General features: G+C 59.1%; 21 protein-coding genes, 1 tRNA gene and 1 riboswitch. Of the genes, 1 reads left to right on the top strand and 21 read right to left on the bottom strand.

Annotated features, from left to right (window positions below; translation table 11 throughout):
* Positions 1–32: 32 nt before the first annotated feature.
* The 21 genes from grdA to ABVS15_RS05650 all read right to left on the bottom strand — a co-directional run bounded on the left by grdA (position 33) and on the right by ABVS15_RS05650 (position 19419).
* Positions 33–503 carry a glycine/sarcosine/betaine reductase complex selenoprotein A gene (gene grdA, locus ABVS15_RS05750; RefSeq protein WP_369282784.1) on the bottom strand — a complete coding sequence of 157 codons (471 nt, stop codon included), beginning with the start codon at positions 501–503 and terminating at the stop codon, positions 33–35.
* 118 nt (positions 504–621) lie between these two features.
* The gene (locus ABVS15_RS05745; RefSeq protein ID WP_369282783.1) at positions 622–942 is read right to left on the bottom strand and encodes a thioredoxin family protein; all 321 of its coding nucleotides are present in this window, start codon (positions 940–942) and stop codon (positions 622–624) included.
* A 14-nt stretch (positions 943–956) separates the two neighbouring features.
* A complete protein-coding gene (trxB, locus tag ABVS15_RS05740; protein ID WP_369282782.1) occupies positions 957–1898 on the bottom strand; it encodes a thioredoxin-disulfide reductase in 942 nt (313 codons plus the stop codon).
* A 68-nt stretch (positions 1899–1966) separates the two neighbouring features.
* A complete protein-coding gene (grdB, locus tag ABVS15_RS05735; protein WP_369282781.1) occupies positions 1967–3271 on the bottom strand; it encodes a glycine reductase complex selenoprotein B in 1305 nt (434 codons plus the stop codon).
* A gap of 18 nt (positions 3272–3289) precedes the next feature.
* On the bottom strand, positions 3290–4582 hold the full coding sequence (locus tag ABVS15_RS05730) for a glycine/sarcosine/betaine reductase component B subunit (protein WP_369282780.1): 1293 nt from the start codon (positions 4580–4582) through the stop codon (positions 3290–3292).
* Between the two features lie 25 nt (positions 4583–4607).
* The gene (locus tag ABVS15_RS05725) at positions 4608–5021 is read right to left on the bottom strand and encodes a GrdX family protein (RefSeq protein WP_369282779.1); all 414 of its coding nucleotides are present in this window, start codon (positions 5019–5021) and stop codon (positions 4608–4610) included.
* A 51-nt stretch (positions 5022–5072) separates the two neighbouring features.
* A riboswitch (glycine riboswitch) is annotated at positions 5073–5158 on the bottom strand.
* Between the two features lie 381 nt (positions 5159–5539).
* Positions 5540–6448, bottom strand: coding sequence for a selenium metabolism-associated LysR family transcriptional regulator (locus tag ABVS15_RS05720; RefSeq protein WP_369282778.1), 909 nt, complete (start codon positions 6446–6448; stop codon positions 5540–5542).
* A gap of 146 nt (positions 6449–6594) precedes the next feature.
* Positions 6595–6691, bottom strand: a tRNA-Sec gene (locus ABVS15_RS05715).
* Between the two features lie 197 nt (positions 6692–6888).
* On the bottom strand, positions 6889–8820 hold the full coding sequence (gene selB / locus ABVS15_RS05710) for a selenocysteine-specific translation elongation factor (protein WP_369282777.1): 1932 nt from the start codon (positions 8818–8820) through the stop codon (positions 6889–6891).
* Entirely contained in the window at positions 8817–10196 is a 1380-nt protein-coding gene (gene selA, locus ABVS15_RS05705) for an L-seryl-tRNA(Sec) selenium transferase (protein ID WP_369282776.1), read from the bottom strand. The genes selB and selA overlap by 4 nt, the downstream gene beginning before the upstream one ends.
* Before the next feature lie 70 nt (positions 10197–10266).
* Positions 10267–11307 carry a selenide, water dikinase SelD gene (selD, locus tag ABVS15_RS05700; protein WP_369282775.1) on the bottom strand — a complete coding sequence of 347 codons (1041 nt, stop codon included), beginning with the start codon at positions 11305–11307 and terminating at the stop codon, positions 10267–10269.
* A gap of 272 nt (positions 11308–11579) precedes the next feature.
* Positions 11580–12077 (bottom strand): DUF6773 family protein, encoded by a 498-nt coding sequence (locus ABVS15_RS05695; RefSeq protein ID WP_369282774.1) that lies wholly within the window; start codon positions 12075–12077, stop codon positions 11580–11582.
* A complete protein-coding gene (locus tag ABVS15_RS05690) occupies positions 12074–12274 on the bottom strand; it encodes a helix-turn-helix transcriptional regulator (protein ID WP_369282773.1) in 201 nt (66 codons plus the stop codon). The genes ABVS15_RS05695 and ABVS15_RS05690 overlap by 4 nt, the downstream gene beginning before the upstream one ends.
* Positions 12275–12466: 192 nt before the next feature.
* Complete coding sequence (locus ABVS15_RS05685; RefSeq protein ID WP_369282772.1) at positions 12467–14050, bottom strand: peptide chain release factor 3; 1584 nt, start codon at positions 14048–14050, stop codon at positions 12467–12469.
* 240 nt (positions 14051–14290) lie between these two features.
* Positions 14291–14746, bottom strand: coding sequence for a transcriptional regulator NrdR (nrdR, locus tag ABVS15_RS05680; RefSeq protein ID WP_369282771.1), 456 nt, complete (start codon positions 14744–14746; stop codon positions 14291–14293).
* Between the two features lie 176 nt (positions 14747–14922).
* Positions 14923–15438 (bottom strand): hypothetical protein, encoded by a 516-nt coding sequence (locus tag ABVS15_RS05675; RefSeq protein WP_369282770.1) that lies wholly within the window; start codon positions 15436–15438, stop codon positions 14923–14925.
* A gap of 132 nt (positions 15439–15570) precedes the next feature.
* Positions 15571–16032 carry a hypothetical protein gene (locus ABVS15_RS05670; protein WP_369282769.1) on the bottom strand — a complete coding sequence of 154 codons (462 nt, stop codon included), beginning with the start codon at positions 16030–16032 and terminating at the stop codon, positions 15571–15573.
* A 93-nt stretch (positions 16033–16125) separates the two neighbouring features.
* Positions 16126–16497, bottom strand: coding sequence for a type II toxin-antitoxin system PemK/MazF family toxin (locus tag ABVS15_RS05665; RefSeq protein ID WP_293008253.1), 372 nt, complete (start codon positions 16495–16497; stop codon positions 16126–16128).
* A gap of 206 nt (positions 16498–16703) precedes the next feature.
* A complete protein-coding gene (gene alr, locus ABVS15_RS05660; RefSeq protein WP_369282768.1) occupies positions 16704–17876 on the bottom strand; it encodes an alanine racemase in 1173 nt (390 codons plus the stop codon).
* A gap of 44 nt (positions 17877–17920) precedes the next feature.
* Positions 17921–18532, bottom strand: a complete 612-nt coding sequence (locus ABVS15_RS05655) for a hypothetical protein (protein WP_369282767.1) — start codon at positions 18530–18532, stop codon at positions 17921–17923.
* A gap of 14 nt (positions 18533–18546) precedes the next feature.
* A complete protein-coding gene (locus tag ABVS15_RS05650; RefSeq protein WP_369282766.1) occupies positions 18547–19419 on the bottom strand; it encodes an NAD(P)H-hydrate dehydratase in 873 nt (290 codons plus the stop codon).
* A 239-nt stretch (positions 19420–19658) separates the two neighbouring features.
* Between ABVS15_RS05650 and ABVS15_RS05645 the strand changes: the two genes are divergently transcribed.
* Positions 19659–21143: a hypothetical protein gene (locus tag ABVS15_RS05645; RefSeq protein WP_369282765.1), complete on the top strand. Its 1485-nt coding sequence runs from the start codon at positions 19659–19661 to the stop codon at positions 21141–21143.
* Positions 21144–21382: the final 239 nt, after the last annotated feature.

Raw genomic sequence — 21382 nt, 5'->3', positions numbered from 1 at the left:
CCCCCCCCCCCCCCCCCCCCGCCGACTCGGAATCAATACTTGCAGTACTGCTCCCGAATGCTGGTCATCTCATTGACGATGTCGTCAACGTCCAAAACCATTTCCATCATGCTCACCTGCTCGTCATAGACGGCCTCGTCAAATTCCGTCTTGATTTCAGGCTCGCACACATGATAAACCCTGAGTCCCAACTGGACTCCTGTCAATGGACCGGCATAGGTGGGGTCACCGTTGGTGACCGTTTCAGCCGCAAGGCCGGAAGCCTCGCCCTCAGACGCGCCCAAAAGAACGACTACGTTCTCGGGGCCATACTGCTCGGCGAATTCCTTAACCCGCTTCTGATTTTCCAGATCCATTGCACCAGCGGCCGTTCAGACGAAGCACTCCGTCGAGGAAAACACGACCTCGGCACCGGCGCTCTTGGCGCACGCCTCGATGGCCTGGCCGGGGATGCCGTCCCGGTCGCCGATGATGACAACCTTCTTGCCCGCTAAGATACTCATGTTTCTGTTCCTCCTTTTCTGTAAGATTATAGTCAGCCGGATAAACAGCGATTCCGGCCCGCTACCTGAATTTGCAGCCTGAACTGCTTTCGCCCCCGCAGGGCGGGGTTTTTATGGATCAGGCGTACTTTTTGATCATGGCCTCCACATTTTCGGGCGTTGCGTCGTCCTTCACGCAGGAGTCGATCATCTCTCCGTTTTCATACACGGCAATCACCGGCAGACCCAGAATTTTCTGCCCGATGGCAAGGCGGCGGGCCTTGGTGGTGTTCAGCGCGCAGAATTTCAGGTCGTCGCCGCCATACTTTTCCGCGAACTCATGGACGTGGGGCATCAGTGCCGCGCAGGGGACGCAGCCGTCCCCGTAGAAGTCCACAACGACCTTGCCGGGGGCCTGAAGCACTTCAGCTTCAAAGGTTTCCTTATCCAGTTCCAGCATATCCTTCGCTCCTTTTACTTCAGATTGGAAATATAGTGCTCCGCCTGCATGGCGGCAATCGCACCGTCCGCTGCGGCGGTGACCACCTGCCGCAGGCTCTTCACCCGCAAATCCCCCACTGCAAACACGCCGGGGAGGTTGGTATGCATGTTGTCGTCAGTGCGGATATAACCGTTCTCCATGTCCACCGCACCCTCGTACAGCTTTGTATTGGGCAGCAGGCCGATGAAGCCGAACAGGCCGAACATCCCGTCTTCTTCGTCCGCCTCGACAGTCGTCAGCTCGCCGGTTTTGGTGTTTTTAATCACCATCCTGGACAGCAGCTCGTCACCGTCTGCCTCTTCCACCACGGAATCCCACATAAAATGCAGCTTGGGGTTGGCAAACGCCTTTTCCTGAATGGATTTGGCGGCCCGCAGCTCCTCCCGGCGGTGGATAATCGTAACCTTCCGGGCAAACTTGGAGAGGTACATGGCCTCCTCCACAGCGGAGTCTCCCCCGCCCACCACGAAGACCTCAAAATCCTCAAAAAACGCGGCGTCGCAGGTGGCACAGAAAGAAATGCCCTTGCCCACAAATTTGGCCTCGTTTTTGCAGCCGATGGGCCGGGGAAACGCGCCGGTGGCGAGAATCACGGCCTTTGCCAGATACTCGCCCTTGTTTCCCATCACCTTCTTCACGTCACCGGAAAGGTCCAGCGACTTGATCACGTCGCTTATCCGCTCCGCGCCGAACTTTTTGGCCTGCTCCGTCATCCGGGCCACCAGCGAGGGGCCGGTTTCCCCCTCCAAAAGCTGCCCGGGATAGTTTTCGATTTCACTGGTAATGGCGATCTGTCCGCCATCCTGCCCTTTTTCGATAATCAGGGTATCCAGCCGGCTGCGTCCGGCATACAGCCCTGCGGCAAGACCCGCGGGGCCGGCGCCCAGAATGATGACATCATAGGTTTTGCTCATTGCTATCGCTCCCATACTCGCTCCCCGGCGGCGGCCAAGCCGCCGCCGGAGGCGATGTTCAACTTTTGTCAGACCTCGAAAATAGTCTGGTCCTCCACCTCGGTGGTCAGAGCCTCCAGAGCACGGGCCACCAGCTTCTTGCGCAGAGCATATTCTTCCTCGTGGGCCAGCGCGGGGTTTCCAAGGGGATGGGGAATCGCAATGGTGGGAACGATTCTGTTTGCGCCCACCGTCATGGAGATCGGCGTGACTGTGCACATATGCACCACGGGAATACCCGCCCGCTCAATCTCTTTTACCATCGTTGCACCGCAACGCGTGCAGGTACCTCATGTGCTGGTCATAATGACCGCGCTTACGTTGGCCTGAAGAAGCTTCTGCGCGTATTCGGCGGCAAATTTTTTGGACGAGGCCACGGCGGTGCCGTTGCCCACGGTGGTATAGAAGAAATCGTGCAGCTTGCCGATTTTGCCCTCCCGTTCAAACTCCCGCAGAACGTCCACGGGCAGCACGCGGTTGGGGTCCTGATTGGCATAGACGGGATCGTAGCCGCCGTGGGCGGTTTCGTATGTTTCCTCCGTCAGTCTCTCCACACCCTGAATGTTGTATTCGCCGTAATGCGAGGCGTTGGAGGACTCAATATGGTCCGGATTCCCTTTGGGGACGATGCCGCCGGAGGTACACAGGGCCACGATGGCCTTACTCAAATCCTTTACGGCCTTGTTGGGGGCCACCCGGTCAAAGGACGGCATGGGATACTCGGTGGTAAAGGGCTTTCCCGAAAGCTTTGCCACCAGCATATCCACCGCCCGCTTGGAGCCGCGCTCCTTGTCAAAGAAGTTGCGGCGAATGCCGTTGGGCAGGTATCCGTCCTCGCAGGAAGCGCCAATTTCCTCGCCACGCATCAGCTTCATGGCAAGCTTTGCCATGGCGGGCGCGGCCTTGCGCATACCGGCGGCACTGTTGGTGGTGGCAATGATCAAAACCTTGGTGCGCAGGTCCGCACCGGGGTTTTCCTCGTACATACCGGTGAGAACGGGAATCCCCAGCTCGTCCTGAACCGCCTGGCAGATGTTGGAGCAGGCGTAGCCGTACCGTCCTGCGTTGAAGGCGGGACCGGCGATAAACAGGTCCGGCTTTGCCGCCTTGACCCATTCCAATACCTGTGCCTTGGCGTCCTTCTCATGTTCGGCAAAATAGGAGTCGCCGCAGACGATGGTCTGCACTACCTCTGCCTCGCCCTTCCATGCCTGATTGAAGGCAAGGCCGGGGCCTACATGGCCTTCCCGCAGCTCGGGCGGCACATGGGCCATTTCCTCGCCGCCGATGTTGGCAAAGAACTGGTTGATATAGTGTACGACACGATAACTCATGCTTTTCTCCTCCTCTCCTTATCTGGCGCTCAGGCGGTTAAAGCCCATTTCGTTGGTGGCGCCGGTGATGACCTGAAGCTCCGCCTCAATGGACCCGTCGGGCCTCAGTGACCCGGCGTGCCCGCCCGCGATTTTGTCCACGTAATCCAGCATCCCGATGACCTTGTCAAGCTTGGGAAGGATCACCACCTGATTGGCGTTTCCTCCGGTGACCACCGCATCGGCCAGTGCGTCCGCGTCGGCCAGGGACTGGGACTTGCCGTCCTGTCCGGCGTATTCATCGGTAATCAGAACGGTGCGGATGCCCTTTTGCTCGGTCTTCTTGCAGTTCATGATCAGGTCCGTGTCCGGATTGCCGAAGCCCTCCTCGGAGACAACCACGCCGTCCAGATCCAGCAGTCGGGCAAGCTTGGAGGCCCAGTCAGAGGAGCGCTGCTTGTCGGCCAGATACACGTTTTCGTTGGTGATGATGTTGCACACGTAGTTGATGGTCTTGCCGTGCTGCTCGAACAGGTCCGCCACCACGGGGTTGTTCTGGTGGTGATAGGTGGTGTTCTTGTCGCAGGCGGACACGCAGTTGCCGGAGATGATGGCCCCGTCCATGGTTTCGGTAGGGTTTAAAAGCGTGGAAATAATTTTCTTGGCGTCCACGCCGTAGACATAGGTGTCGTGGAGCAATCCCTGACTCTGGAGCATGTGGACATAGCCCACACGGGGAAGGTCGGGGAGCTTTTCCATGCCCTCCTTCACGCCGTAGGTCTCAAACTCCCGCGTCTCGTCGGGGGTCACGTCGCGGCCAAGCTCCCCCACAAAGGTGGCGGCCCGCAGGCCCGCCATGCGGACCGCGTGCTCGTACTCGTGCTGATGGACGCCCTCCATCGGCTCGCACAGCAGGACCAGGTTCAACAGCTTTGAGAACGGGGTGTAGTCCGCGCCGGGGCCGGTCATGTCGATGATGCCCTCCTGAAAGCCCACGATCTTGCCCGCGGTGACAATGGCCATGCCCCGCAGCACATGGGTTTTTCCGGAGCCAACGGTATCCACCTTGGCGATGACGCCGGGAAACTCGCCGCCGGGACCATCTACCTTCACGCGGGGCTCGATCACATCCTTCACCGGGGTAATGCGCACGCTCTCGCCGGGTCTTGCGATGTCAAAGCTCGCGGACTTGATGCAGGCTTTCGCATCGTCGTCTTTGAAGATAAAATCCATGACTTCATCGGCATTGACAAAAAGCGTTCCGTTTTCTACCTTGCATTCCTTTGAAAATTGAATGTCCTGAATCTGGATAAAGCCCAATTCCAATTTCAAAGTGAGCACCTCCTTCTTTTCATTTTTATTTGCGTGCGTTACTAAGTCCTGCCGCAGCGTCAAAGCCCAGAGCGCCGGAGAGCAGGGTATAGTCAATCAGTTGGAAATCCTCCAGCACGCTCTTCGTAAGCGTACGGCGGCGGGGCGTAAGCTTGTCGCATACCTCGATGCTGCCCGCAATCAGTCCCGCCTGCTCCACCGAAAATTCCCGGGGGGCTTTGGATACCACCACGGATTTATAGGGCGTTTCGTTGGGTTTCACGCTGCCCGCCAGCGGGTGGGTATACAGAGTATGCCCGGCATACACCATGTCCCGCGCCTTCACCAGAATCTCCCGCAGGGTCAGTTCTTCCGAAAGGAGAATTTCGTATCGCTCCGCCATGCATGCTTTTACAAGGGGATTGTTTGTCAAAATCAGATATTGCCGCTCGCTGGTCACAGCCGCGCCCCCTTCCAAAGCAAAAACAGAATCGGACAGCACAAGCTCGTGCTGCCCGACTCTGTTGATTTACCTGAGAGATTCCCTGCGAAACGCAGGTTGCTCCTTCGGCGCTTTCGCTTTCCAGAGAGTTGTCGGGCTGCAGTCCTTTCGCCTGAGATGTTCATATCGCGCCGGCAAGCTAGCAATACTTATACCTTCGGCCCCGCCTCTAATGGGCAGATCTCCTGCAACCGTCATCCAAATCATTCAATTTTTCAAACCGGGCACTCGCCCCGTCTTTATACCCATTGTAAGCGCCCCATCTCTTGGGACGCAAGAAAAAAAAGCCATTTATAATTTTCATCTATATATTCAATTCAGCAAATTGACGGAGTAGACAATTGGGGATTTTTCAAATTTTCCCATAGGAATTCCAATCCTTTGTTGATTTTTTCACAGCGCCCCCGCGCTTTTATTGGCGCATTGCAGTAGTTTTCTCAAGAATATTTCATATTTTTTCTGCGTTTTGCACAATTTCAAGGCGCTGATTCCGAGCTGCGGAGATAAAATCCCTCAGCAAAGCTGTAAAACACCTGTGCGGAGGGAGAGAGCACGCTGTTTTTTCGGCGGAGCAGATAGAGCTTGCGCCGAATCCGGATACCGGGCAGCTCCAGCGTCAAAAGCTTTTCCCGCTCCTCCGCCGCGCTTTTGGAGAGGATGGCAACCCCGGCCCCTTCCTCCACCAGCCGCTCCACCTCCTCGTTGGAGGAGGCCTGCGCGGCAATATTCACACCGTTGGGGTCCACGCCCATGGCCCGGAGAAACAGCTCTGTCTCCCGACGGGTGCCGCTTCCCTCCTCCCGGACCACGAAGGGCTCCCGGGCGGCGCGGCGCAAAGAGACACCCTCCTCCCGCCAAGTCCGGTACTTGGGAAGATTCGGGGCCACCAGCACCAGTTGGTCATTGGCAAACTCCCGGGCGACGTACTTGCCGCCGGGAAGCGTGCCGCAAAAGCCAATCTCCGCCTCCCGGTCCGTTACCTGACGGACCGCCCCGGCGCTGTCCGTGATGCGTAGATCGAACTTTACGTCGGGGTGACGCTTTTGGAACGCCGAAAGCAGCCGGGGCAGAAAATACCGCCCCGGTATGGTGGACGCGGCGATGACCACCGTGCCGGACAGGTCCGTTGCAAACCGGTGCAGCGCCTCGCCCGCCTGCTGGCGGAGGGTCAGGATCTGCCCGGCATATTCAAACAGAAGCCGCCCCGCCTCCGTAAGTCCGGCCTCACGGGTAGTGCGGGCGATGAGGGTCAGGCCCAACTCCCGCTCCAGCGCCGTCACATGCGCGCTGATGGTGGGCTGGCTCACACCCAGCGCCTCCGCCGCCCGGGAAAAGCTGCCCGTCTCCACCACACGGGAAAACGCCTCCAACTGCCGAAAATCCATGGGTATCTCCTTTCGCGGGCGCGGCAGAGGCCGCGCAGCTCCGCAAAAATTTGTTTGGGATAAAGCCGCCAATTAATTTCTTTTTTAACCGGAATGGTTTCAAAATATCCGAAAAAAGGGACGCCGCGCGTTGGCGCGGCGTCCCCTGGCGGGAATATGTGGGAATCGAACCCACCTGGGCAGCTCTTCACCACCCTCACCGGTTTTGAAGACCGGGGGGCACACCAGCACCCATCTACTCCCACGAAAATCGCCGCTTCCACGGTCGACGGCGCTATTGTAGCACGTCCTTTGCGAAATGGCAATACCCAACCCAAGCAAGGTTTTTTCCGGCCCTATGGGCGGCCCCGGGCGGGCTTTCCGGCAAAGAAGCAGCGCTCAAAGCCTTGGAAAACCAGGCTTTTTCGCTCTACGGGCACAGAAACTGCACGGCGCCCGCTTTACTGTGCGTTGTCCGCCAGAAAGCTTTTATCCGCAAGGCGGCGGAGGTCGCCCTCCTTTTTCGTCACGTGGAAGCGATCCAGATATTCAAGCACCGCGAGGGCATATTTCCGGGAGGTTCCCAGCGCATCCCGCAGCTCCGCCAGCGTAATCGTCTCCTGCTCGGCGAAGTGGTCCCGGACCGCGCTTCGCGCCCGCAGCCAAGCGTCTTTGTGATAGCAAATCTGGGGAGAGAGCATCACCAGCTCCCCGCCGGTAAGGACGCTGTCCAGCACCTGCTTGGCGTCGGCAGCTTCGCCCTGCGAAAATTGGGCCAGCATTTCCTCCGTGGTTGGCGGCTCGATGCCCGCCTTGCGGTAACTCTCCAGCAGCCGTTCCCGGATGGCGCTCTGCTTTTTTGTGAACCGGACGGAAAACTCCGCCAGCGCATACCGCTCCGCCGTCCGGCGAATGCTCCCTTCGGCGCAGAGCTGGCGCAACAGCGCGTCCGCCCCGGTCTGGTCCATGGATTTAAATAGCTTTTGACGCAGCTCGGCGGCCTTCATCCCGGCGTGGAGGGGGTTTTTCCGATGATAATCCTCCAAAAGCCCCCGGCAGGCGTCCCGCACGCCGTCCATCACGCCGGACGATGCAAACCGGCCGGGCAGCGGCTCCACCAATCGGCCCGCCGACACCAGCTCTCCCAACAGCGCTTCCAGCTCCTGCGGGTCCATTCCAAGCTTAGACGCCAGCTTGTCGGTTTGGGGCAGCGCTGTGCCAAACTCCGCCGCCACCTGCACCACCCGGTCGCCGCCGGAGCCGCTTTCCCGGATGCGCAGCGCCTCCAGTACCGTGGAGTCTCCCCGCTTATGCCGCTTGGGCGCGTCGTCTAAAATCAAGCCGCCGCCGATGGTTTCCAGCGGCGAAAGAAAGCGGACCACAAACCGGTCCCCGTTTTTCGAGGCAATCGGCTCCGTCAGCCGGAGCTGGGCATAGCAGCTTTCACCGGGGTCCAGCCCGTCCCGGTCCAGCAGCACTACCTTGGCAAGCAGCACCGACGCGCCGTGATACAGGTGAACCTGAGAGTCGTTTAAAATCACCCGCTGGGAAGCACGCAGGTTCTGAAGCCGCACGTCCAGCATCAACGAGGTTCGCAGGCTTCCGGGCCTTGCCACCGCGTCGCCCCGCTGCACGTCCGTCCGCTTCAGGCCCGCCAGATTCACCGCCACCCGCTGGCCCGCGTAGGCAGTTTCCACGTCTTTTCCGTGGACCTGCAAATTCCGAATCCGAGTTTCCGCTCCGGAGGGGGCAAGCGCCGCCACATCCCCCTCGTGCATGGCCCCCTCAATAAGGGTGCCTGTCACCACGGTGCCGAAGCCGTCCACGGAAAACACCCGGTCCACCGGCAGGCGGAACGCCACCCGCAGGTTTTTTTCCCGGGCATCCAGTACCAACGCGTGGAGGGCCTCTTTCAGCTCCGGAATGCCCTGCCCCGTATAGGCGGAGACGGTGAGGATGGGCTTGCCCTCCAAAAACGTCCCCTGTACCCGCTGGGCAATTTCCTCCCGCATCATGTCCAGCCATTCGGGGTCCACCATGTCGGCCTTGGTCACGGCCACAAGACCGTCCCTGATGCCCAGAAGCGTCAGAATGCCAAGATGCTCCACGGTCTGGGGCATGAAGCCCTCGTCCGCGGCCACCACCAGCATGGCAAGGTCGATGCCCCCCGCCCCCGCAAGCATATTTTTGATAAACTTTTCATGGCCCGGCACGTCCACAATGCCCGCCTGTGTGCCGTCGTCAAAATCCAGATGGGCAAAGCCCAGCTCAATGGTAATGCCCCGCTTTTTCTCCTCTTGAAGCCGGTCGGTGTCGATGCCGGTGAGGGCCTTGATCAGCAGGGTTTTTCCGTGGTCCACATGGCCCGCGGTACCGATAATCACATGCTTCATCGCAGGCACTCCCGCAGCGCATCCACAATACAGGAAAACTCGTCCTCCCGCAGCGTCCGCGCGTCCAGCAGATAGCGGTCATGGGCCACCCGGCCGATGATAGGCCGCTCCCGCAGGCGCATGGCAGTCTCCAGCGCGTCCACGCCGTCATGTCCGGGCGTCACCGCCACGGCAAAGCTCGGCAGTGTTTGCGTTGGGACGCTGCCCCCGCCCACCTGATCCTCCTCGGGAACCACCTCCGCGTCCACACCTGCCTCCCGCGCCAGCGCGCAGAGCCGCTGGGCGCGCATCCGCAGCGTTTCCGGCGATTGTGCCAGCATGGCAAGGGTGGGCAGCTCTGTTTCCGCAGTTTCCTCCACATAGGCCCGCAGGGTGGCCTCCAGCGCTGCCAGCGTCATTTTGTCCACGCGCACCGCCCGATAGAGGGGATGCTCCCGCAGGAGCGAGAGAACTTCCTCCCGCCCCACGATAATTCCCGCCTGCGGACCACCCAGAAGCTTGTCCCCGGAAAAGCAGACCACATCGATGCCCGCCGCCACGGATTCCTGCACCGTGGGTTCGTCCCGCAGGCCCAGCCGCGCCAGATTTAACAGCGAGCCGCTGCCCAAATCCTCAATAACCGGAAGGCCCCGGCTGCGGCCAAGCGCCGCCAACTCCGCCGGGGGCACAGCTTGAGTAAAGCCCACCACTCGGAAATTGCTGGTGTGAACCTTCATCAGCGCCCGGGTATCTGGACCGATGGCTTTTTCGTAGTCCCCAAGACGGGTTTTGTTGGTGGTCCCCACCTCCCGCAGCCGCGCGCCGCAGGTCTCCATAATCTCCGGAACGCGGAAGGAACCGCCAATTTCCACCAGCTCGCCCCGGGAGACGATTACTTCACCCCCCTCCGCCATGGCGGAAAGAATCAGCAGCACCGCGGCTGCGTTGTTATTCACCACAAGAGCGCTCTCCGCACCGATAAGGCGGGTTAAAAGTCCCTCCACATGGGCACAGCGATGCCCCCGGCAGCCGCCCTCCACGTCATATTCCAGCGTGTTGTAACTTCGGGCAACGTTTTTGGCGGCCTCTGCCGCCCGCTCGGACAGGCACGCCCGACCCATGTTGGTATGCAGCACCACGCCGGTGCCGTTGATGACGCTGCGCAAAGACGGCAGCGTATCCCGCCGGGCAACCGCCTCCACCGCGGCGCACAGCGCCGCTTTATCCGGCGGCGGTTCCCGCCCGCCAGCCAATATCTCCCGCCGCAAATCCTCCAGCACGGCGCGAACCGCGTCCGTCACCGTCCGGGCGGGATATTTCTCCGTCAGAGCCTGCACAGACGGCTCCCGCAGCAGCTCGTCCACCTTGGGAATGGCCCGCAGGTATTCCTGATTCATGTCACGCGCCCCCTCCGCTCCCCACTTTTGGGGGAGCGCACATTTTTTAAGTACGCCCGTCAGACGGCCTTCAGCGCAGCCGGATACGCGCGCCCCCGGTATAGGGCTCCACCCCGCCGATACGCTGGGCGCTGGGAACGCAGTCCTTCAGCTCCGCAAAAAGCGCGTCTGCGTCTTCCGCCGCCACGGCAATCAGCAAGCCCCCGGCGGTCTGGGGATCGAACAGCAGGTCCTGCTTGGCAAGTTCTGTGTCACCCACGTCCACTCCCGGCTCGGCGAAGGTGCGGTTGCGGTACATTCCGGCGGGAAGAATCCCCATCTTCGCCAGCTCCAGCGCTTCGGGAATCAGGTCAATGGCTCCCACGTCTATGGTCATGGTCACGTCGCTGCCCTGCGCCATTTCAAAGCCGTGACCCAGCAGGCCAAAGCCGGTAATATCGGTGCAGGCGTGAACGCGGTACTTCACCATGGCGTCCCGGGCGGAGCGGTTCAAGGTAGTCATCAGCCGGTACATCAGCTCCGCGCCCTCAGAGGAGAGCATCTCCGCCTTCTGCGCCGTGGACAGCACCCCGATACCGATGGGCTTGGTCAAAAGCAGCACGTCGCCGGGCTTCGCTCCCGAATTGGTGAGCACCCTGTCGGGATGGACAAAGCCTGTGACGCACAGGCCGTATTTCGGCTCGTCGTCCAAAATGCTGTGGCCCCCGGTGATCAGCGCCCCCGCTTCGTATACCTTGTCATACCCACCCCGGAGCATCTGGTGCACCGCTTCTTTGGGCATGGATTCCGGCACGGCCATGATATTCAGGCACAGCTTGGGTTCTCCGCCCATGGCGTACACATCGGACAGTGCATTGGTGGCCGCGATCTGGCCAAAAAGATAGGGGTCATCCGCGATGGGCGGGAAAAAATCCACCGTCTGCACCAGAGCCAGCTCGTCACTGACCTTGTAGACCGACGCGTCGTCGCTCTTGTCAAAGCCCACCAGCAGATTGGGGTCGCTGTGGACCCGGATGCCCTCCAGCAACTGGCTCAGCACCCCCGCGCCCACCTTTGCGCCGCACCCGGCGCACTTTGCCAGCTTTGTCAGCTTGACATTCTGTTCTTCCATGGATACGCCCCTTTCCCGGCTTCCAAAAAAAGCCGTCCCGTTTGCTTTCAACATACCATGCGCCCCGCCCCCTGTCAACGCATGGCAGACGGGTGGCGATGGGTGAAACACGGAAAAAGACTGCATAAAAAATGCGCGGGAGAAACATTTTTCAATCTCTCCCGCGCATTTTAATTCGGAAAATTAAAATTTTTCAAATCCGGCGCAAGTAGCTCCGCTGTTTTGAAAGCATACTCGTAAGACAACATTTACCTGATATTTATGGGAAGAAGTCATCCTTGTTCGTCTTTTTCATCTTCATCCAACTGCTTTTGAATTTTCGCCTGTTTTTTCTGATTGAGATAAGCAAAGAATGCCTGCACAGCAAACGTAGAAGCAGTTGCGCTGATAAACGTAATTGCCAGCACCGCGATAAAATAACCCATGCCATCCTCTTTATAGCGCTGTGCGTATTGTGCATAGTTCAAAACACCGTTGATTGCCGTTACTGCTGTTCCCGCCATCAAGCTGTTCACCAAAAGCATCCCCTTGGTCCGCTTTCCTTCGCCGTATAAGTCAAGGCCCAGCGTCATGTATCGGACAATCATGTACAAGGACATTCCGAAAAAGCAGATCGCCTCAACTGCGTATTGCTTAAACGGAGCATTCAGAAAAAATTGCTGTACGAGGATTGATAACAAAAGCACCGTCATTAAAATACCGTTTGCTTCACTGTTTATTTTACGGCGCTGCGCCGCAACTCTTTCGTCTTGCATATTTTGTCTTTTCATTTCGATTCCTCCCAGAATAAATCGTTTAGTGTTTTGTCAAGCGCCTTACAAATCGCGATGCAGAGGTTCAGCGTGGGGTTATAATCCCCTGATTCTATCAGCCCGATGGTCTGGCGGGTAACGCCTACGGCTTTTGCCAGGTCATCTTGTTTCATGTCCGATTCCATGCGAGCAATTTTCATTCTCTTGTTTTTCATAAAATGCCCCCTTTCATAGTCACAGTATATACTATACATTTCTTAATGTCAAATATATATTGCATTCCATCGCAAAAGCCGGGGAGCAGAATGGTTTTTATCCTGCTCCCCGGGTTTTATTTATTTTTTCATGTGGCAGCCCCGCCCGCTCTATTGCGGCGCGACGCTTTACGTCTAATTTTGACGCTGCTCTTACACCGAAACGGATTCGGACAGCTCCAGTCCCGGGTTGTGCTTGAGCAAAAAGCCCACGGACCACTCGCCACCAAAGGCCACGAGATGTCTGCCCCGGAAATCTTCCAGAACCTCCGCACCCATGCACAGCGTCAACTCCTTCGGGTCCTCCACGGGGCTTGCGGAAATGCGGCGCAGATGCTCGTAAGGCAGGCCGTACATATACAGCTCCACGCCGTATTCGTTTCTCATGCGATACTCGAACACGTCGAACTGCAACGTGCCCACTACGCCCACGATGACTTCCTCCATGCCCGCGCCGGGAACCTTGAATATCTGGATAGCGCCTTCTTGGGCAATCTGCTCCGTCCCCTTAATAAACTGCTTGCGCTTCATGGTGTCCTTGGGGCTGACCCGCATGAAATGCTCCGGCTCGAAAGTAGGGATGCCGGAAAAACTGAACTTTTTTCCCGGCACGGTAATCGTGTCTCCGATGGAGAAAATGCCGGGGTCGAACACGCCGATGATATCGCCCGCGTAGGCTTCGTCCACGATCTCCCGCTCAGCAGCCATCATGGTCTGAGGCTGGCTCAGGCGCATTTTTTTGCCGGTCTGCATGTGATAGACCTCCGCGTCCCGCTCAAACTTGCCGGAGCAGATGCGCATGAACGCAAGCCGATCCCGGTGGGCCTTGTTCATGTTGGCCTGAATTTTGAACACAAAGGCGGAGAAGTCGGGGGAAAACGCGTCCACCACGCCGCAGTCCGCCGTGCGGCTCAGAGGTGCGGTGGTCATACGCAAAAATTCCGCCAGAAAAGGCTCCACGCCAAAGTTGGTCAACGCAGACCCGAAAAACACGGGGCTGAGCTTTCCGGCGCGGACGGCTTCCATATCAAATTCCCGGCCCGCACCCAGCAACTCCACCTCGTCCCGCAGGGTGCTCCAGCGCTTTTCGCCGATCAGCTCGCCCACCTTGGGGTCTTCCAAATCCACCTCGGTGGCCTCCGCCTTTTTCCCGTGGCCCTCGCCCTGAAAAAAGAGGATACGGCTCTTTTCCCGGTCGTAAACCCCGGCAAACTCCCGACCGCAGCCGATGGGCCAGTTGACCGGATAGGTGTCGATGCCAAGCTCCCGCTCCACCTCTTCGCACAGCGCAAGAGGGTCCTTCGTCTCCCGGTCCATCTTGTTGATGAAGGTGAAAATGGGGATATTCCGCAAAGCGCAGACGCGGAAAAGCTTGCGGGTCTGCGGCTCCACGCCTTTGGCCCCGTCGATGACCATGACGGCGGAATCCGCCGCCATCAGCGTGCGGTAGGTATCCTCGGAGAAATCCTGATGGCCCGGGGTATCCAGAATGTTGATGCAATACCCCCCGTGCTGAAACTGCATCACCGATGAGGTAACGGAAATGCCGCGCTGGCGCTCAATCTCCATCCAGTCGGAGGTGGCGGCCTTGGCCCGCTTGCCCTTCACCTCACCGGCCTGGGCAATGGCGCCGCCGTACAGCAGAAATTTTTCCGTAAGGGTGGTTTTACCGGCGTCGGGATGCGAAATAATCGCAAACGTGCGGCGCCGGGAGATTTCGTCTTTCAGGGCGGACATGGCGTTACTCCTTCGTTCTTATGAATCTGATGAACCTTTTTAATTTATCACATCGCCGGGTGCTTTGCAAGTTATTGTCCGCAATTCCGGCGGGAAAATCAACTTTTTCGGCGTGTCTCCGCTGAAAAGTCTGAATTTTTGTCCAAAACGGGCAAAAAGAGGCCCCGGGCGCGGCCCGGGACCCCTATTTCTCTATGGCATGCGCGCCGGGAACCGCGTTTCCTACCGCGTAAAAAGGGTTTATTGCTCTGCCAAAAGCTTGTTCAGCTCCGACATGAAGGTATCGATGTCCTTAAACTGGCGGTAAACGGAGGCGAAGCGGACATAGGCCACCTGATCCAGCTTGCGAAGCTTTTCCATCACCAGCTCGCCGATGTGCTCCGTGGTGATTTCCCGGTCCAGTCCGTTTTGCAGCTCCTGCTCCACCTCGTCGGCGATGCGCTCCAGTTCCGCCAGCGGCACGGGCCGCTTCTCACAGGCGCGGATCATGCCGCCCAGAACCTTGCTGCGATCAAAGCTCTGGCGGCTGCCGTCCTTTTTCACCGCCACCATGGGCAGGCTTTCCACCGTCTCATAGGTGGTGAACCGGTTACTGCACGACAGGCACTCCCGCCTGCGGCGGATGCTGGCCCCGTCGTCGGTGGGGCGGGAATCCACAACCTTGCTCTCGGCGAACCCGCAATAGGGGCATTTCATCGGGCGTTCTCCTTCCTGGCGGCAGGGCCTGTACATTCCGGCCCTGGGGCGGAAGCATCACGGGGCAGGCCGCGCCGAAAATTATTCTTTCAAGCACAGTATACCACAACGCAAAGCGTTGTGGTATACGTCAATTGCTTTTTATAAAAATTTTTTGGCCCCTTTGCATTAAAGGCTCAGGGCATCATTGGCCTCTCCTGTGAATCGAAGGCATAGACGACGTGCAGCGTCCCCTCAATCCGGCATATTTTTGCAAAGCAGAACAGCGGCGTAAGCGGAAAGGGCTTTGCCGGGTCATAGGGGATTGCCACCAGCAGCCGCCCCTCCCCCTGCTGGGTCAGCACACCGGAAACACCTTGCAGCATATGGGAAAGCCACGGGGATTTCAGCAGCCGCTCCGGCGCGGGGACCCGTTCCCATGCCCGCTCTCCCTCCCGCCGCGCGTCGCAGCGCAGAAGCTTTCCAAGGTCCGCCGTCTCCCGGCGGCTCAGTCTGCGGCGGATGGAATATGCCCCGCCCTCCGGCGCAAGAACGCCCAAAAGCATTTCGGCCTGATCCCCTACAAGATATGCCCGCAAAAACGCTGGGCCGGGAATACGGCACGCGGCGCGGTAGTCGGCGTACATCCCGGCTTCGGTCACGCTCAGCTCCCCGGCGGCTCTGCCGTCCAGATACAGCGGATACTTGTCCATGGCGGCTTCCTCTCCCTTCGGGCGGCGCGGGACCGGCCCACGAAGGGCACAAAAAAACCGCCGCCTGCGCTATCCTATGCGCGGGCGGCGGGCTTTTATGTATGCTTGTTTTTTTATGCGTTCGTTTCTATGTCAGCTTACAGAATAGCCTCCACGCACCAAAAGCTTTACCCCGTCGGACCCGGCTTTTACCGTCCGTCCTTCCACGGTTGCCATGTACAGGTGGTTTTTCACCAGCGCGCTGCCGTTTTCCAGAACCTCGGCGGTGGTTTCATCCACAAGACCCGGAGAAGAAGCCGCGCCGCAGGAAGCCGTGCCCGCCCGAAGCAGCACCTCCGCGCCCACAGAAAGGTTCAATGTCCCGCCCTTGGACAAATCCACCACGGTGAAGCTTGTCCCGGCGCTGCCGGTTCCCGTTCCCTGCACCTGAGAAAGAATTTTGGGCAGGAACGTCTCGTTCAGATAGCTCAGCGTCACCAGCGGGTCCCCCTGAGACCCCGCCTCCGCCGCTGCGGAAAATGTAATCATCGCCGCCATGGAGGCCAACATCAGCGCCCCGGCCCGCAGGACCCATCTGTTTTTCTTTTGTTTCATCAAGCCCTCCCGTCACCGGCGGCGCCAGGGAAAAGAATACGCATATGTATTCTTTTCTCCGGCATTCCGCCAGCTTGAAGTTAAAATACCCGCCTAGACCAGTTGGTCATGCTGCAGGCCGAAGCTCACCGCAATTGCGGTGTCAATCTTTTCCATGACCTGTTCATCCACATGGCCCATGTGCTCTCTCAGCCGCCGCTTATCCAGCGTCCGCACCTGCTCCAGCAGGACCACGGAATCCTTGGAAAGGCCCCGGCTGTCTGACATCGGAAGGTCTATGTGGGTTGGCAGACGGGCTTTCCCCGTCTGAGAGGTAATCGCCGCTGCGATGACGGTGGGACTGTATCTGTTGCCGGTGTCGTTCTGAATAATCAGCACAGGCCGGACGCCTCCCTGCTCGCTACCCACCACCGGGCTAAGGTCGGCGTAATAAATGTCGCCGCGTTTCACAACACTCGTATCCACAAAGTTCACACTCCGCCGAAAATAGTACCCGCCGCTGAAAATACTTTTTCAGCGTGGCCACTATCATTCTCCCACGCAGCCGGAAAATTTATACGCCGTTTTTCCGGTTCGACCGGCCCCGGTTTATTCTATGCGACCGGGCGGGTCGGGGTGCGCTTTGGAGCGGTGGAGCGAGGCTTTGCGGACGCCCGGGCCGGCAAGGCGGCTCAGAGCAAAAGCTGCAAATGACGGTCCGTCATCTCTCCGTTTTCGAGATAGACGCGGGGCACCCGCTTGGAAATGTCACACGTCAGCTCATAAGTAATGGTGCCCGCAGCCTCCGCCATCTTCTCCACGGGGTTGTTGGGGCCGAAGACCTCCACCTCATCGCCGGTGTGCACGCCGGGCAAATCCGTCAGATCCACCATGCACATATCCATGCACACACGGCCCCGGATTTTGGCGGGACCCTTGGGCGTCAGCATCTCCCACTTGTTGGAAAGGCAGCGCTGAAGCCCGTCGGCATAGCCGATGGGCAGCACGCCGATGCGCCGCTCCCCTTCGGTGAAATATGTCCTGCCATAGCTGACAGAGGTTTCCGTCGCGTAGTTCTTTACGGGGCCGACGGTGGTTTTCAGCGTCATCACGGGCTTCAATCCCAGGGTGCGGCTCATTGGCTCTGTTCCGAACAAAATCACGCCGGGACGGCACATATCCCACGCATACTCGGGGTAAAATGCCACACCGCCGGAGTTGCAGCAGTGGTGAATCGGGAACGTGATCCCGGCGCGGCTTTCCACCTCGCTCACCATATGCGAAAAGCGCTGGTACTGCGCATGTGTAAACTCCCGGCCGGAGGCTTTGTCCGGCTCGTCGGACACGCAGAAGTGCATGAAAACCCCTTCCCAGACGAGGTTTGGCAGCTTCAGCGCCTCCAGAATTTCTTCAAGGCTCTGCTGGAAAGAAGCCTCGTCGCACCGGAAGCCCAACCGGCCCATTCCGGTGTCCAGTTTCAGATGGACCGTCAGGGTTTTGCCGCAGGCGGCTGCCGCAGAGGAATAGGCTTCCGCCATTTCAAGGGAGGGAACGTCCTGCGTCACGCGGCTGTCGATGAGCGCCTCGGTCATGTCGACGGGGGTGTATCCCAGCAGAAGGATGGGCAGCGTAAGGCCGTGATGGCGCAGCTCCTGCGCCTCCTCCAGATTGGACACGCCCAGATACTCCGCGCCAAGCTGTTCCAGCTTCTTCGCAACCCACACGGCTCCGTGGCCGTAGGCGTCCGCCTTCACCACGCCCAGATACTTCGACTTGGGCCCCATTCTCTCCCGAATGGTCCGGTAGTTGTGCGCCAGCGCATCCAGGTCGATTTCCGCCCAAGTCCTTTTCAGGAACTTTTCCATACGCTCACCTTCAAATGTTCATTTGTCGGGGTCTTTTGCCGCAGTTATTCTCCGGCCCCTCCGTTGTCCTCCAGTATAGCACCAAATTGAAAGTCCGTAAACTCCGCCTGCAAAATAATTTTTTCGTCCACAGCGATTTCTCCCCGGACGGGGACATGGTCCTCCTGCCGCAGCCACAGGGTGGAGACAATCCTGCCCCCCTCCGCCCCGGTCTGCTCCAGCGCAAGGCGCAAACAGGCATTCTCGCCCCAGTCCTCTTCGTTTTCCTCCAGCAGCCAGCCATCCCGCAGGGCACTCATCAGCCGGGGCAGGCAGGACGCGGGACTGAGTTCCTCTCCGCTTAAGGGACCTGCCGGGAGGCAGTCGTCCTCATAGAGCAGCGTCAGTCCGTCTCCGTCCATGCGGGCCTTTACTCCTACGGCCGTCTCCGGCGCCAGCACCTCGACGGTGGACGTATCCGGGGCGTAGTCGCACCGCAGGGTAAAGGCACTTACCTCGTCGCCGTAAAAGGCAGTGACCTCCGCGGTCATCTGTGCGCTTTCCATCTCCTGATAGGGCGCCCGCGCAGCCTGAGCCGTCTGCTTTTCTCCCCCGCCGCAGGCACACAGCAGCAGGCAGAGCGTTATCATCGGTACACAAGCCGTCGGTTTGCGCACCCGGATATCCCTCCTTAATGTTGTTCCGTTAAAATCGTTTGAAACGCGCTGGGGATGGCCTCCGCCGTGTCCCGGGGTGTCATGCCGTATTCCGTCAGCCACCCGGCGGCGAGATCCCCGGCAAGCCCATGGAGATAGACCCCGCAGGCCGCCGCCCGCACCGGCGTTGCTCCCTGCGTGAGGAGCGAGGCGATCATGCCGGTGAGCACGTCCCCGCTGCCGCCCTTGGCAAGGCCTGAATTTCCGGTGGGATTTTCAAGCACCGTCCCCTCGGGCATTGCGATGAGCGTGCGGTGGCCCTTGCGCACCAGAATGCAGCCGTAGGCCCTTGCAAAGTCCCGTGCGGCTTCCGCCCGGTTCGCCGTCAGGTCCCCGCCCAGACGGGCGAACTCCCCATCGTGGGGCGTGAGAATCGTGACGCGGCCCCGCCGCGCGTCCAGACTATCCATATGCCCGGAAAGGACGTTTATGCCGTCGGCGTCCAGCACCACGGGCTTTTCCGTTTCCAGCAGGCCCAAAACCAGCTTTTTCGTCTCCGTGGAGCGGCCAAGGCCCGAGCCGAGGGCCAGCACACCGCACTCCTCCAGCTTTTCCCACAGGGGCCTGATGGCTTTTTCACAGAGCATTCCGTTTTTGTCCGGCGCGGGAAAAGGCATGGAGGAAACGCACCTGCCCGCCTCCACCTGCCAAATGGATTTCGGCACGCCCAGATATACCAGTCCGCAGCCACAGCGCTCGGCCCCCAGCGCGGCAAGATAGGGCGCGCCGGTGTACCCCACCGCGCCGCCCACAATCAAAAGCTTGCCGAAGTCACCCTTATGGCCGTCAGCTTTCCGGGGAGGCAGCGCCTCCCGGACAAATTCCATGGTAAGCTCCTGCGTTTTCATGGCGTTCTCCTCTCCGGGCAAAGTGCCCAATCTGTGTCTCCCCCGCCCTTCCATACTGGGACGGGAAAGAGCTTTTCCGTTGACCCTTATTATAGTGCCCCATTGCTGGATTGCAAGGACTTGAAGCCTATAAAAATTTTTTAGAGCCGTTTTTTGGAATGCCTGCAACTTTTTTACCTGCTCCTGCGTCTTTTAATGGAAGTATCTTACTCATTTAAACAAGACGGGAGGCTCTCTTCATGAGAAAACGCGCCTTGACGCTGATTTTATCCGCCGCTCTGGCCTTGTCCGCGTCCGCCTGCGGCACGCCCGCCGGGGGGACTTCCTCCGTCTCCTCCCTTCAGGAGGAAGCCCCTCCATCCGAACCGACGGAGGCAGAGGTCCTCGCGGCCTATGAACGGGCGGCGGAGGTTTACGACTGGTTTGACCTGTGCTCCCTCCCCACCGCCGGAGAGCCGGTAAGCGAGGACGGCAAGCCCTATGACCCCAAGCAGGGAGGGCTTTCCTACCGTCCGGTGGCCCACGACGGGTTGAGTACCTACGCCGATCTGGACGTTTGCGTGCGCAGTTGCTTTACCCAAGAGCTGGCGGACAAACTGATGGGCGGCGGCACGGGCTACCGGGACATCGACGGACGGCTCTATTCCGCCGACGCGGCCAGAGGCAGCAATCTTTACCTGCTGAGCAAAGCCGTCCGTGCAGAGCAAACCGACCCGGACCGCTGGGCCGTCACTGTGACTTTTTACATAGACAGCTCTGAATGGGAGCGCCCCTATGCCACCGTGGGATATTCCCAGAAAACGTTGGATTACATCAAAACGCCGGACGGCTGGCGCTTTTCCACCTTCTGCCCCTCCGACGCGCTGGACGAGACAGCGGAGACAGTGTTCCGCTTCTCCTATGATCCGGATGATTTTACGGAGGAAGCGCAGGATATGGAAAACTGGTCGGCCCTTAAGTTGGCCTGCTGGCTGCTCCACGCCGACGGGGCGTTTTCCGAAGGGGCAAGCGACCACTTTGCCCTTCGGCTATTAAATGACCCGGACGAGTGGTTTTCGGCCCTATCCGTGTTCCCGGACAGCCCGTGGGAGCATCGGGATTCCGTAATTGCCAACTCGGCCTGGGCTGCCTACGGCTGGCTTTCCGCGGAGGAGCAGGTGCGACTTGAGGCGCTTCTGAACGCCTATCAGCCCAAAAACAACGCGGAAACTGCCCTGCTGAACGCTACAAAGGTAGCATGGTTACAGGTGAACCAGCTCAATCGGGATGACGTGAACGCAGCGTTTTGTCTGGTGGCAAACGAGCAATGCCTCGTTGTTGGGAAAAAGAGCGGCGCGTACCCGTGGCTTTACAAGGACTTTCCGGAGAAGCCCACCTCGGTGGGGACCGGTGATAATGGGGAAAAGGTCTATGCATTTTCCTACGGCGGCGTGGATGTGAAATATGACTCCTATTCCGACGAAGGCGGCGAAACAAGCTTTGTCAGCCGCGTGGAAACGACCTCCCCAACTGTAAAAACCTGGTGGGGCGTGTCCGTGGGGGATAAAGAGAACGATATTTTAGCCGCCTATCCGGAAGCGGCGTATACCGACAGAATCCGTGCGGAGGATGGCGACGGCGCGTGGGTCTGGCCCGGTGACGGGGATCTGCTGGGAAGCCACATCACATTTTACATGAAGAACGGAACAATATCCGAAATTTTGATGGAAAACCTTTTAGACTGATAAACGCCCCCGTTTGGCGCAAAATACGCCGGGCGGGGGATTTTCCTCTTGCATTTCCCTGGGTTTCGTGCTATAAGTGGTAGTTGAAAACAGCGTTGAACGGGAAAATAATGATTCTCCGCCGCCAAGAGAGGGCTGGTCACCGGCTGCAAGCCGGCCCGCGGCGCGTCGTTTGGTTCGCCCGGGAGCTGCCATGGAGACATGGCCGGCGGCCCACCGTTACAGGGGTTCAAGCGCGC

Source organism: Oscillibacter sp. GMB15532 (assembly GCF_041020825.1).
Taxonomy (GTDB): Bacteria; Bacillota; Clostridia; order Oscillospirales; family Oscillospiraceae; genus Oscillibacter.
This window is presented reverse-complemented; position numbering and strand designations above follow the sequence as displayed.

What these genes read in the sequence shown, in the direction of transcription:
- ABVS15_RS05745 (WP_369282783.1), bottom strand. Translation starts at nt 942, where the DNA reads ATGCTGGAACTGGATAAGGAAACCTTTGAAGCTGAAGTGCTTCAGGCC.
- trxB (WP_369282782.1), bottom strand. Translation starts at nt 1,898, where the DNA reads ATGAGCAAAACCTATGATGTCATCATTCTGGGCGCCGGCCCCGCGGGT.
- ABVS15_RS05720 (WP_369282778.1), bottom strand. Translation starts at nt 6,448, where the DNA reads ATGGATTTTCGGCAGTTGGAGGCGTTTTCCCGTGTGGTGGAGACGGGC.
- selB (WP_369282777.1), bottom strand. Translation starts at nt 8,820, where the DNA reads ATGAAGCATGTGATTATCGGTACCGCGGGCCATGTGGACCACGGAAAA.
- selA (WP_369282776.1), bottom strand. Translation starts at nt 10,196, where the DNA reads ATGAATCAGGAATACCTGCGGGCCATTCCCAAGGTGGACGAGCTGCTG.
- selD (WP_369282775.1), bottom strand. Translation starts at nt 11,307, where the DNA reads ATGGAAGAACAGAATGTCAAGCTGACAAAGCTGGCAAAGTGCGCCGGG.
- ABVS15_RS05695 (WP_369282774.1), bottom strand. Translation starts at nt 12,077, where the DNA reads ATGAAAAGACAAAATATGCAAGACGAAAGAGTTGCGGCGCAGCGCCGT.
- ABVS15_RS05690 (WP_369282773.1), bottom strand. Translation starts at nt 12,274, where the DNA reads ATGAAAAACAAGAGAATGAAAATTGCTCGCATGGAATCGGACATGAAA.
- ABVS15_RS05685 (WP_369282772.1), bottom strand. Translation starts at nt 14,050, where the DNA reads ATGTCCGCCCTGAAAGACGAAATCTCCCGGCGCCGCACGTTTGCGATT.
- nrdR (WP_369282771.1), bottom strand. Translation starts at nt 14,746, where the DNA reads ATGAAATGCCCCTATTGCGGGTTCGCCGAGAGCAAGGTTGTGGATTCC.
- ABVS15_RS05675 (WP_369282770.1), bottom strand. Translation starts at nt 15,438, where the DNA reads ATGGACAAGTATCCGCTGTATCTGGACGGCAGAGCCGCCGGGGAGCTG.
- ABVS15_RS05670 (WP_369282769.1), bottom strand. Translation starts at nt 16,032, where the DNA reads ATGAAACAAAAGAAAAACAGATGGGTCCTGCGGGCCGGGGCGCTGATG.
- alr (WP_369282768.1), bottom strand. Translation starts at nt 17,876, where the DNA reads ATGGAAAAGTTCCTGAAAAGGACTTGGGCGGAAATCGACCTGGATGCG.
- ABVS15_RS05650 (WP_369282766.1), bottom strand. Translation starts at nt 19,419, where the DNA reads ATGAAAACGCAGGAGCTTACCATGGAATTTGTCCGGGAGGCGCTGCCT.
- ABVS15_RS05645 (WP_369282765.1), top strand. Translation starts at nt 19,659, where the DNA reads ATGAGAAAACGCGCCTTGACGCTGATTTTATCCGCCGCTCTGGCCTTG.